We start from the raw sequence: 17,100 nt of genomic DNA, 5'->3' as shown, positions 1-17,100 counted from the left end.
GTCACAGGACGATACAGGTCGAACCTTTTATAACTTAACAATTCAAAAAATATACCTATCCACTTTTACTTGATGTTGTAGAGTCTCAAAAATAGATAATCAAACTTCATTTTAATGAGTCCAGTTCATTATTGAACGTTTAATAAAATGTTAACGTACATTATGAATCCACAGATTATCACTGCCATTTTTCTTAGCTGTATAACTCTAGGAATATTAAAGTCGCTCAATTCATTGTTAAAGAATTCAAATCGATTACGAAACGGAACATATCACTACATTCTCACTTATAATTTCACTTTTGATATTTCAAGTATTAAGACGAATCCAAATATCAATCGATTTTTGATGTAAATAATTACTTTAGAATCAATAGCGATAATCATGTATTTTTAATAACGTGAACTTTATGCATATGCTGTTCACTAAAAATAAAAAATATAAATAACGAGAGGATTTTTACAATGAAATACTTAATATTTAGCTTTTTCCTGATGGTGTCTTTCTCTAACAATGCACAAGCACGTAGTTGCCAAGATAAGTTTGAGGTATGTACAGATATTTGTTTCATGGTACAAGGTGATCTTGGTGGTCCCGTAGCCCCTTGTATTGCAGGATGTTTTATTGCCAAAGCAATTTGCGATTCCAATCAATCAAATAGTGTAAACGACGTTTTTAAAATTAAAACAAAAGACTCAAAAATATGCACTGATACCATTGCTTCATCAAACATCACCTACACAACAGATATTAAATTAAAAAAATAAACTAAATATCAAAAAAATAAATAAGAATATTGATATACTCATGTACATCGATATTCTTTTCATGTAATTACCTCAGACAATTTGATGTGTCTTTTCAGATCCGAATTTCTTCAGCTTCACCCTCTGAATTAATATATTGAATACCATGGTATGTCCTTTCAATCTTTGACCACTTGGCAATCGCTTTTACAGGAAGCTCTAATTCCTCCTGCTTTAAATAACTTTGTAACCGTAAAACATCTTCTTGCTCTGGCTTTTCTACACCATACCAAAAAGAATACCAGTCGGTTGGTGTCATAATATTAAAGGCCTCAAATCCATCATAAAGACCTAACGCGACTTTACCATTGGCAAAGTGGAATTCAGCGAGTTCAAGTTCGATCCCCTCTTCTGAAAATTCAGGGTGTTCCTCAGAAATTACGTATTCAATGAGGTTTTGATCATCATTTTCGCTTTGATAAAAGCACCAGCGATGTGCTTGTAAATCTTCAACCGTAATCTCTTCAATGTGTTTTTTATTGCTCATAAGATTATTTCTAAACTCTTTATTGCGTGTTTAATACTCTTTGACACTTTCTTGAATCGTTGATCTATTTTATCTGAAATTTTTGCAAAAAGCTCGATACTGCACTTAAACCGAGAGCTATCACACCCAATATGACAGGTACCGTAAAGTAAGGTCCAGGAGAGACAACAGCGATACCAGGCGAAAACGGTAAGTAATATACAGTTACTCTATCACTATTTATCTGATAATTGATACCTACAGGTAGACAGATACAGAGCATGCTGTTTGTATATTTTCTATTGTTAACGGTGTATTCGTAAGTCATGTTTTGTACATTATAGGAACCAGCGGGACGATAAGCGCCCTTCCCCATATACCTCTCTTTATAAGAATGGTTCACTTTGGACTCATCTAAAACGCGCCCTTCGGTTTCACTCCAAAGCAAAGATGAGATACCAAAGAGAATATACAGACCAATGAAACTGACTAATCCTATTTGCAATAGCTTGATTCGTCTCAGTACCATATTTAATTCAACTCTATCGGTAATTCGGACTTTAAACCTTCAGTATATTCTGTCAGGTCATTACATTAATATACATACACTAGAAATAGTATATATCTAATTCCAGATTATTTTAGCAGGAAGTGTCGTTGGTAGTCTGAAAAGAAAGCAGAACTCTAATGGTAACAGCAAGGATGCAATTTACCATCAGAATTCAATATTTAAGAATAAGAAAACGGTTGATAAAAGCACAAGAAAAAACACTACCCTAATGCTTTTGCCGCTGCTCCTTGCGCAATATCGAATATTTCACCGGTGACCGTTTTGGTTGCAGGCTCACAAAACAATTTAACCACTGCGGCAATATCTTCGGGTTCGTAAGCGCCCATCGGAATGGTGTTATTATTCTTTAGCCAATTGTTTACCGACTCCCAATTGGGCGAATTGGGTAACCAGGCTCCCAAAATTTGAGGATTATTGACCAAATGTGTGTTAACCAAGCCAGGACAAATAACATTACAGGTGATGCCATCTTTACCTAGCAAGTGAGCGGTACTCTTTGCGAATCCTATTACTGCCCATTTACTGGCACTATAAACGGGCCAGTCTTTATCGCCTTGCCGTCCCAAAATTGAACTGATATAAACAATTCTGCCAGATTTTTGTTGTTGCATATATGGCATGGCTGCTTGAGTGGTTTTTACAACACCACCGACATTAATATCAATGACAGCATCAACTTGTTGATCGGTAAACTTTTCTAACTCACCGATTTGAGTGACGCCCGCATTCGCGACAACAAAATCAAGTGAGCCAAATCGATTTACGGTTTCCTTCATCGCTTTTGATTGCGCGTCTCTGTCTCTAACATCACCTTTATAAACAAGACAGTTAACACCATAACTCTCAATCTTGTTTTTTGCGATACTTAAGTCGGCCTCCGATGCAACGGGATATTGCACACCTTTAATGGAGCCCGATGCAATGTCAAATATAACGACATTTGCTCCATTCGCAGCAAACATTTCTGCTGTTGCCAATCCAATACCACGGGCACCTCCAGTAACAAAAGCGGTTTTCCCATCGTAGGATTTTGAACTCGTTTTATTAGCATCTGACGCGGCGGTTACAGAGTTAGCATTTGCAGCACCTGCCATTAACATACCACCGGTAAGCGATGCGGAAGCCACTGCGGCTTTGGTTAAAAAGGCGCGCCGACCTTGTTGAATTTCTTTACTCATAATAATTGTCTCCAAGAGTTATCCATTGTATTCATTCAATCATACTCAAAATTATTGAAACTCGATTGGATCGCCATACTGCCAAGCCAAACCTCGACCTTTGTTTAGTGCGTTGAGCTCTTCCATTTCCTGTTTCGTTAACGAAAAAGAAAACAAATCAATATTTTTTTTCATTCGCTCAATCTGAACACTTTTCGGTATCACTGGTACTTCCAGTTGCACAGCCCACCGCAATAAAACTTGAGCTTCAGACACGTTATGATTGGCAGCGATACTGGAAAACAATTGATTGTCTTTTTCTCCTTGAGCAGCCATTTGATCGGTTTTAGAACTTTGTTGTCCTGTTGCTGTTCGCCAAGAAGATAATGGCGCTAAACTGCTGTAAGCGATCGGTAAAATAGAATTGCTTTTCATATATGAGCGGAGTTCCGTTTTTTGTGACCAAGGGTGCAGCTCAATTTGGTTCACTTCCGGTAAAGGCAAACCTGCGGCTTTAATCTCCTCAAAATGTTGTTCGTTATAATTACTGACTCCAATGTGCTTAATTTTCCCACTTTCTTTCAAGTCCACCAAAGCTTGCCATTGTGCTAATCGCTCTTTCGCGAAAGGAGCGTGTATCAGGTACAGATCCACATAATCTAACTGTAGCTTTTCCAAGCTTTCATTAAGCGCCATCACCGTATCGTCATAATTTTTTTCTGGATCTTCCCACGCAATATTTCCTGGCCAAACTTTGGTAGTAACGAACAGTTCTTCACGTTTCAATAAGTTATTTTTAAATGCTTTTTGAATCGCATTACCAACCCCAACTTCATTACCATATACCTGTGCAGTATCTATGTGTCGATAACCGGCTTCTAACGCTTGAGAAACTGTTGTTTCTGCATCTTCATTAGCAATGTAAAAGGTTCCAAAACCGACTAAAGGCATTTCAAGCTGGTCGTTTTTGATTGTCATTGAATTCATCTCGATCTCCTGTTTTGTTGACGAGAGTTAATGTACGAGATTTGGCCTTAGGAGACTTGCCAATAACTACAGAATACTTGCCAATTTCTCTAAAGAGTAAGAGTTATTATTGAATCACGCTCTATTTCAGCTAACATAAGCTCAGAGGAGAAATGAACATGTCTATGCAGCAACTGATTGAACTATCGTTAAGTTTAATGGATATAAATCAACAATTTACGCCCTTATCAAAGGAAAGCGAGGGGTTTTCCATCATTAATGCGTACGAAACGTCCCAGCTAGATGCAACGCTCTACGAGCCGGTGATATGCCTAATTCTACAAGGAGCAAAAGAACTTGTGACGGGAGATTCTAAGTTTACCTTCGCCAAGGGAGAGTTTCTGGTTGTCAGCCATGATCTGCCAGTTTCTTCCAGAATCGTCCAGGCCGATAATAAAAATCCGTATGTCGCGCTCGTCCTCAGCTTAAATATCAATATATTCCGTGGACTCTATGAGCAAGTTGGCGAGCTCACTCAAACCATGGCAGGCTCAAATGCCATGGAAGTCGCCACGGCGTCACCACTGTTAATCGATGCTTTTTACCGACTCGTTAAATCGACGCAAAACGAAGCAGAATACGTCATTCTTTTTCATCAAATACTCAAGGAAATCCACTTCCGTTTATTACTGGAACCTAGTGGCGGCATGTTAAGAGATTTGCTAAAAGTTGACAGTCATGCCAGTCACATTGCTAAGTCGCTTAAACTTATCCGAAATCAATTCAACGAAACTATCAATGTTCCTAACTTAGCAAAATCAGTCGGTATGAGTGCATCGTCTTTTCATCAACATTTCAAAACCGTCACGGGCTCAACGCCACTGCAGTATCAAAAAGAGTTGCGGTTATTAGAAGCAAGAAAACTCATACGGGTTGATAGAGAGAGTGTAACTAATGCAGCCTATCAAGTCGGTTATGAAAGTCCGAGTCAGTTTAGTCGAGAGTACACACGTAAATTTAATGTGAACCCACGTGTTGATGGTAAAAGCCATCCTTAAAAATATAAGAATGCTTTACGCTTGTTTTAAGGAGTATAAAAACTCGAGTTTTTCTTAAACGCAAATGAACTTTCTATCTGTTTCTTTCATATTTTTCTCGAAAATTGAATTAAAAAATAAAAAAGGTACTTAAAAGTAAAATAGCCGTCCACATCTAACAATGCAGACGGTTCTTAGTGAAAGTATTGAATTACTAAAATAGAAAATTAATTATCTAGAGAATATCGAAAGAAATTGCCACTGCCGGCGTCATCAGGATAAAAGTCAAACTCATTCGGGTGACCATAAAATGCATTAACACCCACGGCAATAAAGTCGATACCCTTTTGTGGCGAGCCGATCCAGGTTAGAGGAAAAAATACTTCTCCTGTGTTTCCACTCCATATTCTTCCGACTTGATAACCTTGACTCGCTGGTGAAAGCTCCCACATTGTAGCCCAGGTTGTCCCCTCAGGATTAAACCGATAAACATTCACTCCTTCTATCATATAATCAGCGCCAATTGGGAGTGAAGATAATCCTGCATGTCCTTGTTGATAACCGGTATCTTTATTTTGATCGGTATCGAGAAAAAGTTGAAAACCCCATGATATATAAATATTCGTTTGATTCTCATAAGCCAAATACAAAGTACTATCGGTATGTGCTAATTTAATATTTCTCCAGTTAGCTTGATTCCCACTGCCCGAAATGTGTCCCTCAGGACTAACACCAACAACATCGTCTGCGTCGCTCGCAAATCCAACCAACGAAGTCCATTCGTTCAACAAGCCGTCTAGCTGAATCGCTCCACTGTTAAGCGGATTACTAACGGACTCGATAGCTGAAAACAAAACACTTTGTCCTTGATCATCCTCATTGGCATTACCAACAGCATCCTTGGCAATCACTCGAATATTATAACGAGCGCCTGTCGGTAGATTACTTATCACATACTCATTGGCAGAAAACTCCCCAGGCGAGTAATTCCACTCTCTCACTTGTTTAAAGTCGACATTTGAATAAGTAAAAATTTGCCCAGTTAATTCATCTCTCGCTTCGATGTCGTAAGTTATTGGATAAGATCGATCGACAGCAATATCCCACTGAACTGTGAGTGTTCCATTTTCAAAATCAGTTTCAACCGCTTGCACCCCCACACGCGGCTCGCCACTCGGTTGGTTATAAGCAACACTGCCTGTTGTATCCCAAGTTGGCGGAGTTAGATCGTCCGTCATCAAATTTATTTTATTAATAAAGTCAAAGTCGAACGTGTTAAGCTCTCTCCCTGATGCCAAATAGCCGACAAAGCCAAGCATTTCAGTGCCTTTTTCAAATGCATCGTCAACGATACCCGACCGCCCTGACTCATACTCTAAACTAAATACTGTAAAACCATCTTCTCGATTCGCTTCAGCCAATACTTTAGGAGCAACATTAAAACGATTCTCATTGTAATACTCGGTCACACCATCAACTTCGTTATCGCCAGGTTCACTGTCATAGCGGAAACTTTCAAATAAAAACGCATTGATGTAAGGACGAATTGAAAAATCAATGGAGTATTCTTCTGTTACTGGGCTTTTCAGTCCCGCTGTAAAGTAAAAAGCACCTCGATTCGCAAAAACAATTTTATCGGGATAAGAATCACTAATGAATTTTACGGTGTCACGCATTTCATCAACGGTCCACGGGTACCAACCGGCGCCATTGTATGGACCCGCAGTATCAATAGTATCGAGAAAAAATCCATCAAACCCAAAGTTCGTTGAGCGATTTCTTAATTGAGTTACATCTCTCATACCAGCCAGCTGTCTTAAACCAGCTTTACGACTTCTTCCTGCAACATCCTGTGTTCCTATTCGCATATTATCAATCACCCAACGCCACGTATCGTTAGGATTTACCATATAACCTTTGAAAATAGGGTTGTAATCAGGTTTACCATCAGGTTTTAGACGCTCTTCCGTTGTTACGGTATCAACAGTTCCATTAACATAAGTCACCGTTTGCGTATCGACATCAACATAAAAACTTCTAAGATTGTTATCTGTTGTTGCAACGAGTTGGCCAGTGTTCGAATCATAACGCATCATTCCACTGCCACCTGCTAATGGGGACTCGACCGCGTCATCAATAAAGTCTTCGCCAATGCTGATATAACCCAAAACATAATCGACGCCACGTTCTTTTAATTGAGCGATCACTTCAGGTGTCATGTGAGGTTGATTCGGTTGCAAAACAACCACATCGAATGCCGACAGTTTTTCTAATGTTGCGATATTTAGCTGCCAAGTATCAGGAGAGCCTTGAACATTTAGATAAAACTCATCACCGTAATAAACAATAAATGAACTGTTTGCATCAATATTTGACATTGGTCCACGCGCCATGGCGTTAAACCCCAAAAACATAAACAACGCAATAAGCGTATTTTTCTCTAGTGCCCTATACAACTTAAACAACACAAGCATTTCCTCAAAAATTGAGTAGTTTCTTTAAAACGATAATTCTATGCGAGGGCTTCAGTATCAACAAACAAAAAGATATTCTTTAGTCGAATATTGGTATTTATTCACAAAACCTCGACTAATTACTGTCCAAATCCTTGTACTTTTATTAACCGCATCATTAATTGTTAATAATTAAATCGGTAAAGTCTGAATTAATAGCTGTAATCAGAAGAAATAAATCCACCAAGCTTTCAATAAACAATGGCCGCCGCAGTCGCTTTTCTGTTAAGTTTTTATAGAGCCATTTTGAACTTTGCCATTGCAAATCGAAAATTTTGGCCTTAATCATGCAATACATCTTTTATTAAATGGTCATCAATGGATTTATCCACCTTTTAGGTTCTTAAAGTTTGAACCAGTTCCTATTTAAATGTTTACTTACATCACATTGTCAAGTTTTGAAAGTTGACCACGCTTGAATATTCGTTATTTTGAACTGACTTCAATTCAAAGGAAAATAACGGAGTACAACATGAATAGAAAAATAATCGGACTTTCATTAGCATCTTTACTGTCAGTAAGTGCCTTTGCTGGTGATTATTTTGGCGTGAGTTATCGTAGCGTTAGTGTTGAATCAGGAAGCACAGACATTGATCTTAATGCAATCGAAGGAAAGTATGGTCGTATGTTTACCGAGAATGTTGGGCTAGAAAGTCGCTTTGGCTTAGGCATTGGTGATGAGGACGGAATTAGTATTGATGGTTCAGTCAGTGTTTTTGGCGTTTACCGTTATAAAATTAACGATATGTTTACTCCATACGGTCTGGTTGGTTACTCAAGTACCGAATTCGGATTTGAGGGAAGCAGCGGTTCTGAGGGACTCAATGACTTTTCTTACGGTTTTGGATTGGATATTGCCATTGACAAAAAGTCTGCAGTTAATGTCGAGTTTACTGAGCTGTTTGATAACAGCGGTGCCGAAGGCTCTTCAATCAGTGCGGGTTGGATTTATAGCTTTTAACATTTCCAACTATTTCGTTCCCACAAAAACAGTGAGCTCTCTCTAGAGCTCACTGTCATTTAAAAAAATTCTATCACCTAATTATTGACTAACGACTATCTATTCCTCACTGGCTGTCGAAGCTTTCCGAAAGTAGGGAATCAACGGAATCATGCTTAGCATTAACAAGGCTGTCTGCCCAATGAGCAATCCCCAAACTTTGAAATCAACCCAAGTATCCAGCGACATGGTATAGGCGATATGAAAATTCAACACACTAATACCAGTATAGTAAAGCGCCCAAATATGATCCATTGTACTCCAAAGGCGATCAGGAACAGAATTTAAACCACCAGAAAATGCTTGAAAAAGCGGAGCTAAAGTTAATTTTTTTAATAAAAATAAACGAAACCAAATAGCTCCAGAGAGGATCCAACAAATCACAGAGACTTTCCATTTCAAAAAATCTGGATTTTGGAAGAACAAGGTGAACGCCCCAGCGGATATCGCTAACAGAGAAGAAATGACGTGTATTTTCTCAATCTTTCGGTACAACAGCCACGTAACAATCATTTGAATAATAACCAAAGCCATCAATAAAACGGTCGCAACGTAAATGTCGTAAGTTTTAAATGCGACAAAAAAGCCAAGCAGTGGAAAAAAATCGAGTAAAAATTTCATCGGTAAAAATGGTCCAAAAGTTAGAAAATCTTTTTAGTTATTATCTATCACTAAAGCTTTTGCGTATCTTAGCACTCTAAACTGAAACAGCAAAAGTGACAACTCACATTGCATTTACCCTCTAAACTTCAGAAATTTAATTACTTCACATTCTTTCTTTTTTTCAATTTGAGATACAAGAGAAACATGTCGATTTAATACTGCATCAGCCACCACATTTTTACATAACAAATTGAAAAAGTGAACTACGCACGCTAGAACATAACCAATGGAACAAGTATTTTCATAACCGCAATTAGCAACAGATATTAAGAATCAAAACATAGATACTAATTAAAACCAAACTACTTATAAAGTAATGTATTTTTATGATTTAGGTTTTGCATTCTTACCTTTACCAACAAAGTTTTTTTACCTAAACAGTCAATTTATATTTTTATCAAAGCAACAGAATTAATTCTTACAGTGTAAAGAATTGTAATATTGATTTTACAAAAATATTGAAGTGATAAGATGAAATCACCTTTGTTAATAATGGCAATATTTGACCTGGCTTTCATACTGGATAGGAGAATTAAAGGTGATTTTAAAAGCGTATTTCACAATTTTATTAGTTAGCGCATTAGTAGCCTGTGGAGGTACCAGAGACATAACCGCTCCCGAAGTTGATGCGCCATCGCCGATAACAATACATTCGAGTAATGGAGAGGCAATACCTGCAAGCGACCCAGAAATCGCAAATTTCTTAACTAGCGCAACAGCAACTGATGACGTAGACGGAACCATTACGACTATCAATAATGATGCGCCCACATCTTTTCCTATTGGAACGACTCAGGTGACATTCTCCGCAACTGACTCGGCAGGAAATACAGGTACATCGGTCAGTTCAGTTACAATAACCGAAGCAACTTATAGCGAAGTAATCTTCTTTCAAGAGACCGACTCTGTCGGTGGACAAGTAGAAAGAAACCAAATATTCCTAGTATCGATTGATGAGGGCTCGGTTAGCGGATCGGCCAATATTGAAGTTCTTCATCAATGGCCTAACGACATGCATGCCCAGGAAGGCTCTCCTGCGTATTTGACCAAAGCGGGATTAGCGTTGGTTTCAGGCGCTTCCTTCGATGGTTTTCCTTCCGTAAGTGGCGTGCTTCCGAGCCAAGCAACTCCGGTGCGACATGGTACCGGAGCGCATGGTGTTCTTCGCTTATTAGACCCCAGCGGCTCAATTGCTTGGCAGTACATCAGATGTGATTACGAAGACAATGGCTCCGGAGGTTTGTCTGCAGGCGAATATTGCTTGCACCACGATGTGGAGCCTATGCCAAACGGAAATATTTTAACTTACGCTCACCGAAAAGTTCCTCGTGCGACATTGGAAGAGCAAGCTGGCTGGCTAAACAACTCTTCTGCAGAGTTCCTATGGGTAGAAACAGTTTTTGAATTACGCCCCGTGTTTGGGCCCGAATCTGAAGAAGAATGTCTTGCACTCGGACAAATGTGGTCGACGGAGGAACCCTGGTGTACTGAAGAAGTCTGGTCACTCGATCTTCTCAATTACTTAGGTAGTGCTACCGACGATCCAAGCGTCATTAATATTAATCTTTTAGATGCAACAACAAGAAGCGGCGGAACGAAGTTTGTGCAGTTGCATATCAACTCGATTTCCTATAACGAATCAAGAGACGAAATCATATTGAGCAGTTTATTGTATGGGGAGTTTTTCATTTTTGATCGCGCGACAAAGGAAATGGTTTATCGGTGGGGCAACCCGAAAAATTATCAATGCAATGGAGCAACAGATCCTGATATTTGTGGGCAAGTAACACAAGGACAACATGATGTCTCCTGGGTCAACGATAATACCATTCGCATTCATAATAACAATCAAGCACCCGGACCAGGCAATACTGACGATGAAGATTGTCTTGCTGGAGACTGCTCTAAAGTCATTGTCATTAATCTACCCTTGGATGAAAACGGAAATTATATTCTCGAAAATAATATGCCATACAGTCCATTTCCCTATCTTGGCACAGGTGATGGATATCAGGTTCTTTACGGCCCCTACTCTACAGTATTTGCTAGCGGCGCTAAGAGATTTTCTAACGGCGATGTTTTACTAACAAAAACTAATAGTCGAGAATTGCGAAGAGTGAGAGTGACCGATCCCGCTGGAACAGATACAGGCACCGGACCAGGGACCACCGGAGATTGGATTTGGAATACAGAGCTTCCGTATTTGGATCAACCGATTGATTCAAGCTCAAACATCTATCAAACCGCGGAATGTTATGAAAGTCCGATGTTTGGCTACTCCTGTGCTCAAATATTTAAAGCGCAACTCTATAGGACAGATTCGGACAATATTGTTAACTTTAACAATCTAAAAAATCCGTAAAGATTTCTATCGAAAACAATTATAAGTAAGATTAAATATTTAAATTGGTGTCTGTTTGTTAATTGGCCACTTCAAAACTCGAGACATTAAACAGACACCTTACTTAAAACGTGCGATTGATTAAATAGACTTGACTTCCCTTTTTTATAACCGCAGAAATTAAGTCAAAACAACTATTATTAATTCGATTTAGCACATTTAGATTTTATTAATGCTCCCTCTTTTTTAGGAGCCTCTTTACCAATTTAGGGAAAATTATATGCACTTAACTCAAGAACTAATGCTTTAAGCTCATCTTAATTGGGAGTTTCAAGTCGGTTAGTTCTAATAGCTTTAGTTCCTATACGATAAATTGACTGTCGAGCATATACCTATAGTGTCACTTAAAGAAATCGAATAATAAAATCGTTATTTCATACCAAACTGTAGCTCCAACTAACTGAGCGAACATCAATGTCGACTTTAGCTACGCTTAGATGGTAGTTTTTCGTCCCGGTATATACATGTCGCTAGTGAATACAGAGTTTTTATGACTGTAGCATCTGAATAATAAACTTGAGATCGCAGAGGTTTTTCTCGTAAAGCTTACAAAAGAAATCTCCGAGTAGTTTTCAAACTTTAGTTTCTATGTATGTAGCCTAGCCTATAGATGCCAAAAGAATACTCCTGACCTAACAAGAAAACTGAACCTACGCTTAATCATAGACATGTATTTTCGTTAATCTAAACCTTCGATGTTTACTCTCTTCCGACTAAGTAGGCTTCGAACCTTAACGAGCTTCATTTACCGCAAAAAATCAATAAAACATATATCCTATCTTTTAAAGTTTAGGATCATCTCACATTTATTTTGAACTTAAATATTTTGTCTCGGTCATATCGTTGCATTCATTAAGGAGTACATATTGACAAGGATGTCGCTTAAATCTAACTACATGCATTAGGATCAAAGATGAACCAAACATTCTTGCTTATTTCGATATCGATAATATTAACATCAACCAGTTCATTAGCCAGTAATTTACCGGTTGCCTATGAAGTTATAGAGCTTGGTGCTTTAGAAACGGCGAATGGAGAACAACCAAAATCATTGGGTTACGACTTAAATAATAATGGTCACGCAGTTGGTATATCTTTGGGGAAGCATACGGTTGAAACAGAAGTCGACGATGGAGTCACATTAATTGAAGACATCAACGTAAACCAACCCGTCCACTACAATGACTTAAGTCGAAAAATTATGCCCGAGGGCAGAGGTTTGGGCTTCGGAAAGAACACAGCACGCCTTCTCGCTACAACAATAAATGATGACAATTTAATTGCTGGATATGGTCTTAAAGTTGAGGAGTTATCTGTCTTCAATAAACCAGACGCCGATTCAAGCACTTGCACTGAGTCGGAAACTAAAGCAAAAGTAGACCGACTATTAAGCTTCTTCATCGACTCAGGGAATAGCTTAAAAATAATACCAAACTTCACGCGCCCAGGTTTACCTCTCGATCCCTACATCGCCGAGTTCACTACCACTAGAGTTCTAAGTTCAAACCGACAGTTTTTGGTCGGCGATACTCAGAGAATTATAGAAAAAGATGACTGTAACAATATTTCGAGAACTTCTGATCGAGGATTCATTTACGATATACAAAACCAATCGATTTCTCTGTTAACGACTCTTGAGCCAGCTAGTTCCGACCAGTTTAATCAGTCATTCTCTTGTATTCGAAGTATCAATGAACGTGGTGATTACGTAGGATATTCCGCTATTTCGGCTGATGCCAGACAACAATCCTGCTTTGCTATGAATTCAGAATACAACGTCAACGTACATGAATCTAAAGGAATACTAGGAAACACCGACACAAATGAACTTACAGAAGTGAATGCATTAGAAGAAGCTACCTGGGTTAGTCTTAATTCGATAAATGATTTAAGTACTATTGTCGTCGGAGCCTCAAACTCTAAAACTAACTTGTCTGCTATTACGGCTTTTTATACAAGCTTAGAGACAGGAGTAGCCACACCGATTGGATTTCTAAAAGAAGAGTTAAAGTTTTCTCAAGCTTTCGATATTAATGATGACAATCTGATTGTTGGCTCAGCACAAGTTACTTCAGGCCCCAGCACATATGCCCCCTTCATTTATGATATTGATGCGGAACGCCCGCAACCCATTAATTTAAATGAATTAGTCGACTGTAATTCCGGATGGAAGATCGCAGATGCCAGAAAAATCAATAATGACGGCACTATCATTGGCACGGGAATAAAAATGAATGAGACAGGTTTTCCAACGACTAGAGCGATACTACTAACCCCCAAAAGCAGTCCAGCCAATCAAAGTTGCGAAAAGCCCAAAAGAAGAAGTGGCGGAAGTCTCTTTTGGCTCATCACTGTTCTTTTAACTATAGGATATGCCAGAATCAAATTAAAAAGTCAGAGTTAAGTTTTCTCTGTGAATTACTAAACATAATATGGATAAAATCACCCTCAATAACGATTGAGGGTGATTTTAAGCTGCATGCATTGAACTGAAAACATTCAGCTCCATTAATCTTTGGAGAGAATAAAATTTCCACCAGCATATAACCAATGAGGCTTTCCTAGATCGTTGATATATTTTACATTTAGTTGGTATGTACTTGTGTTCCTGAAGTCATAACTATAACCCAAGGCGGGATCTTTCGGATTATCTAACAGTACAATCCAATATACTCCTACACTGTTTTCAAAGAACAGGTAAGTGTGACTAACTTTCAATGCATAGTCATAACTTGCGACTGTTTTTCCTTCTAAGTTAATCACTGCATCGATTTTTATGGTCTTCTTCTTTGGTTTCTTCCACCCTCTATCGATTTCGACATAGGCTCGTTTTATGAGTCTAAGATCTCCTGTAGGCAATCTTTCTGGCTCTTCAATGATAGCGGTTACTTCTCCTAAATAAATAGATTTGGACTTTTGAATTAATTCAGCCCTAAATTGACTCAAACTTCTGGGCTTAGCTTTGATAAATTTCGTAACGCCATCTCTATAATAAAGATCTTCCTTAAGGACGACATCTGCACTCAATGTACATTGATAAAAAATCAGTCCGAGAAAGATGACTACTTTGTACCTCACACATAACTCCAACTAAAAATAGACTCTAACGAATTGTTTTTGTTTAAGGGTTTAAATCCATGTCACTAAATGCAGAGTTAGTGGTGATTCAATATTCCGTTACTTACCGACTCTCCTTTCTTTATATACCGTCCATTAGCTTTTTTCCTCGATCTAACAACGACGGTTCATCTTCATCATTATTCGAGCTGGATGAGAGCTTCTCAATAATCAACTTCAGCTTTTGGTATTGTCTCGAACTTTTCAATTTATCATAGGCGCCTTCATCGGATAAACGCTGATTGACGATAGATACGAGTGCCAAGGTTATATCGAACTTATTGAGGTATTTATTGACTAACCCATCTTCAGGATCATGGATATTTTCTGCAAGCTTATTCATATCCTGTCGAGTTCTCTCATCAATTAACTTGCTCTTCGCTGCTGTTTTTAAATGACTAGCGGCACCATCTAGATCATCTGATTTGTAAGCCAAACTCGCACGATATAAAGCAAGCTCCGCGTTAGGCGCTCCCAAAGCTTCAAGCGTATCAATCGCATAGACCTTTTGTTGCATAGCCGCTGATTCGTTACCTTTACTCTCATAGCACTTAGCTGTATTAACATGAGCAAGAAGTCGTAAGGCATTAGGTAATATTTCGATAATTTTTGGCGCCATGACAACGGCTAAAACTTGCGCGGCAGCGGCCGGAGCATGTGCTGTTGCCCTGCCAAGCGCCGTCGTAAAAATGGCTAGCTCAGCAATAACACGCTTCGCATCGGTAACACCTAATTTACTCTCTTTAAACCACTGCGCCTGCTGGCTGGCAAAGTCACAAAACTCATTAGAGGCGAAAGCTGAAACTTGAGCCGCGCGTAGCATTGAGTCTAATGTTTTGTTATCAAAGCTCACATCGTCTGCCATCCATGCCTCATAGAGCATTTGTTCTTTCGTGATGAGCATGGGAGTCGCTGGATTTAGCTTCATCAAGTTTAGCAATATTAAAAATAGCCCATGATCCTGTTTCGGAGTCAGTTTCGTTGCATCATCTTTATCGCCCGCAGCCGGCATAAAAATTAATGTCGAGTCTCGACCCAAGGCTAATTCATCTTCGCCATAGCCTTTTAATTTAAAAGCGATCTTTGCGAGTTGAATGACTTCTGTAACGGAAAGTTCAGGAGGCTTGTTACCCTCTTGCGTTGCCAGTATTTCGATGAGGTCTTGCTTTAACTGAGCAATATCTTCGTCATTATTGGGATTAACGATTAATATTTTTGCACCAAGCATCAAATGAACCGAAGTCGCATCAATCTCTTCTAATATTCTTTCATCATCGGTTTGCTCTGGTCCACATCCAGAAATCAAGATAAGTCCTATCAGGACAGATATCCTTATTGAATTAAACATTAATTAGTATCCTCAGTATATTGACCAGAAATACGATTTGTTTAACAAAAATACTAGCAGAATAGCTTTTGGTACTATTATAGTATTGTCGAAATACATTCGCTATTTGAACGAGTCAACATTGACAATCGGTTCAAATTCAGAGCCTTCCGCATTGTAAGGATGACCAACAATGGTTACTTGAAATTCAGGTAGGTTAGATTGTGATATGTAAGCCACTTCTGCTATCTCTGCATACCGGTCAACAACTTTTTTTAGCTCTTCAATCATCTGCAAATAAAATCCCTCCGGCACACGCAAAGGTTTGACTCTCATAAAATAATATTCATTTTCATTTTTCGACAAAACAGCATCGCAAGTAGATTTAATATGATTCGTTATTTTTTGTTTTAGCACAAGACTGTTGGCAGAAAACCCAAGCGGCGCTTTACATAGAAAATGAAGCTTGTTTTCTGGAAGTAACTTAATCAATTCAATATCTTCAAGTTTTCTTAAATAACGATAGGTAGAAATATCAGTCAGATTATTTTCCCTCTGAATTTGCTCCGGTGTTTTCTTGAAATAGAAAAGCTCAGAAAAATAATGAAGCAAATGTTCATTATCAAAAAATGCTTTATCTTGAACATCGTTAAATAGGTAATGTTTTTGTGGCGATACTCTGGCGTTTTTTATCAACTGTACAACATCTAATCCAGCAATATCAGCTAACGTAATTAGTCTATCCAAACCAATATCGCTTTGATTTAAAATGCGCTTCACCGTTACATTGGACAGATTAAGTCGTTCCGCAATATCAGAATACTTAATCCCTTTATTTTTTAAGGCGACTTTTATCTCTTTCAGACATCGTTCAACAGTTTTCTGGTTAATGCTGGACACAGTCTTTGCCCATTTGAATTTAAACATCCTCAATTCTAGTCGAATATTTTGAAAAAGGACATATATTTGTCCACAAAGGTATCACTTCATGATACCTAGGTAATACCCACTGTCGAATCATTGTCTTTTTAAGGAGGAAGCAGTAATTTAATTCAACGATGACCTCCGAGCAGCGT

At 38.5% G+C, this 17,100-nt stretch carries 15 protein-coding genes; 5 read left to right on the top strand and 10 right to left on the bottom strand.

Annotated features, from left to right (window positions below):
* Window positions 1-464 precede the first annotated feature (464 nt).
* Window positions 465-767 carry a hypothetical protein gene (locus FAX86_RS17290; protein WP_144394734.1) on the top strand — a complete coding sequence of 101 codons (303 nt, stop codon included), beginning with the start codon at window positions 465-467 and terminating at the stop codon, window positions 765-767.
* A gap of 94 nt (window positions 768-861) precedes the next feature.
* Here the strand turns inward: FAX86_RS17290 and FAX86_RS17285 are convergent, their stop codons facing one another.
* The 4 genes from FAX86_RS17285 to FAX86_RS17270 all read right to left on the bottom strand — a co-directional run bounded on the left by FAX86_RS17285 (window position 862) and on the right by FAX86_RS17270 (window position 3,987).
* Window positions 862-1,293: a hypothetical protein gene (locus FAX86_RS17285; protein WP_144394733.1), complete on the bottom strand. Its 432-nt coding sequence runs from the start codon at window positions 1,291-1,293 to the stop codon at window positions 862-864.
* Between the two features lie 64 nt (window positions 1,294-1,357).
* Window positions 1,358-1,801, bottom strand: coding sequence for a DUF3592 domain-containing protein (locus tag FAX86_RS17280; protein WP_144394732.1), 444 nt, complete (start codon window positions 1,799-1,801; stop codon window positions 1,358-1,360).
* A 242-nt stretch (window positions 1,802-2,043) separates the two neighbouring features.
* The gene (locus FAX86_RS17275; protein WP_144394731.1) at window positions 2,044-3,021 is read right to left on the bottom strand and encodes an SDR family NAD(P)-dependent oxidoreductase; all 978 of its coding nucleotides are present in this window, start codon (window positions 3,019-3,021) and stop codon (window positions 2,044-2,046) included.
* 51 nt (window positions 3,022-3,072) lie between these two features.
* Complete coding sequence (locus tag FAX86_RS17270) at window positions 3,073-3,987, bottom strand: aldo/keto reductase (protein WP_205859242.1); 915 nt, start codon at window positions 3,985-3,987, stop codon at window positions 3,073-3,075.
* Window positions 3,988-4,145: 158 nt separating this feature from the next.
* Between FAX86_RS17270 and FAX86_RS17265 the strand changes: the two genes are divergently transcribed.
* Window positions 4,146-5,024 carry an AraC family transcriptional regulator gene (locus FAX86_RS17265; protein WP_164503650.1) on the top strand — a complete coding sequence of 293 codons (879 nt, stop codon included), beginning with the start codon at window positions 4,146-4,148 and terminating at the stop codon, window positions 5,022-5,024.
* A gap of 206 nt (window positions 5,025-5,230) precedes the next feature.
* On the opposite strand, the gene FAX86_RS17260 is transcribed toward FAX86_RS17265, so the two are convergent.
* Together FAX86_RS17260 and FAX86_RS22305 are read right to left on the bottom strand one after the other, a co-directional pair.
* Complete coding sequence (locus FAX86_RS17260; protein WP_144394729.1) at window positions 5,231-7,471, bottom strand: fibronectin type III domain-containing protein; 2,241 nt, start codon at window positions 7,469-7,471, stop codon at window positions 5,231-5,233.
* A 163-nt stretch (window positions 7,472-7,634) separates the two neighbouring features.
* Window positions 7,635-7,805 (bottom strand): hypothetical protein, encoded by a 171-nt coding sequence (locus FAX86_RS22305; protein WP_164503649.1) that lies wholly within the window; start codon window positions 7,803-7,805, stop codon window positions 7,635-7,637.
* 183 nt (window positions 7,806-7,988) lie between these two features.
* Between FAX86_RS22305 and FAX86_RS17255 the strand changes: the two genes are divergently transcribed.
* Window positions 7,989-8,477, top strand: coding sequence for an outer membrane beta-barrel protein (locus FAX86_RS17255; protein WP_144394728.1), 489 nt, complete (start codon window positions 7,989-7,991; stop codon window positions 8,475-8,477).
* 99 nt (window positions 8,478-8,576) lie between these two features.
* On the opposite strand, the gene FAX86_RS17250 is transcribed toward FAX86_RS17255, so the two are convergent.
* Window positions 8,577-9,137, bottom strand: coding sequence for an inner membrane-spanning protein YciB (locus tag FAX86_RS17250; protein ID WP_144394727.1), 561 nt, complete (start codon window positions 9,135-9,137; stop codon window positions 8,577-8,579).
* Between the two features lie 580 nt (window positions 9,138-9,717).
* Between FAX86_RS17250 and FAX86_RS17245 the strand changes: the two genes are divergently transcribed.
* Together FAX86_RS17245 and FAX86_RS17240 are read left to right on the top strand one after the other, a co-directional pair.
* Window positions 9,718-11,541, top strand: a complete 1,824-nt coding sequence (locus FAX86_RS17245; RefSeq protein ID WP_164503648.1) for an aryl-sulfate sulfotransferase — start codon at window positions 9,718-9,720, stop codon at window positions 11,539-11,541.
* A 952-nt stretch (window positions 11,542-12,493) separates the two neighbouring features.
* Complete coding sequence (locus FAX86_RS17240) at window positions 12,494-13,984, top strand: DUF3466 family protein (protein WP_144394725.1); 1,491 nt, start codon at window positions 12,494-12,496, stop codon at window positions 13,982-13,984.
* Between the two features lie 104 nt (window positions 13,985-14,088).
* Here the strand turns inward: FAX86_RS17240 and FAX86_RS17235 are convergent, their stop codons facing one another.
* From FAX86_RS17235 to FAX86_RS17225, 3 genes are all read right to left on the bottom strand, one after another.
* Complete coding sequence (locus tag FAX86_RS17235; protein ID WP_144394724.1) at window positions 14,089-14,658, bottom strand: hypothetical protein; 570 nt, start codon at window positions 14,656-14,658, stop codon at window positions 14,089-14,091.
* A 121-nt stretch (window positions 14,659-14,779) separates the two neighbouring features.
* Window positions 14,780-16,045: a hypothetical protein gene (locus tag FAX86_RS17230; RefSeq protein WP_144394723.1), complete on the bottom strand. Its 1,266-nt coding sequence runs from the start codon at window positions 16,043-16,045 to the stop codon at window positions 14,780-14,782.
* A gap of 102 nt (window positions 16,046-16,147) precedes the next feature.
* The gene (locus FAX86_RS17225) at window positions 16,148-16,951 is read right to left on the bottom strand and encodes a helix-turn-helix domain-containing protein (protein WP_144394722.1); all 804 of its coding nucleotides are present in this window, start codon (window positions 16,949-16,951) and stop codon (window positions 16,148-16,150) included.
* Window positions 16,952-17,100: the final 149 nt, after the last annotated feature.

The sequence above is a fragment of the Pleionea sediminis genome (assembly GCF_007570825.1).
In the GTDB taxonomy this organism is placed as follows: domain Bacteria; phylum Pseudomonadota; class Gammaproteobacteria; order Enterobacterales; family Kangiellaceae; genus Pleionea; species Pleionea sediminis.
This window is presented reverse-complemented; position numbering and strand designations above follow the sequence as displayed.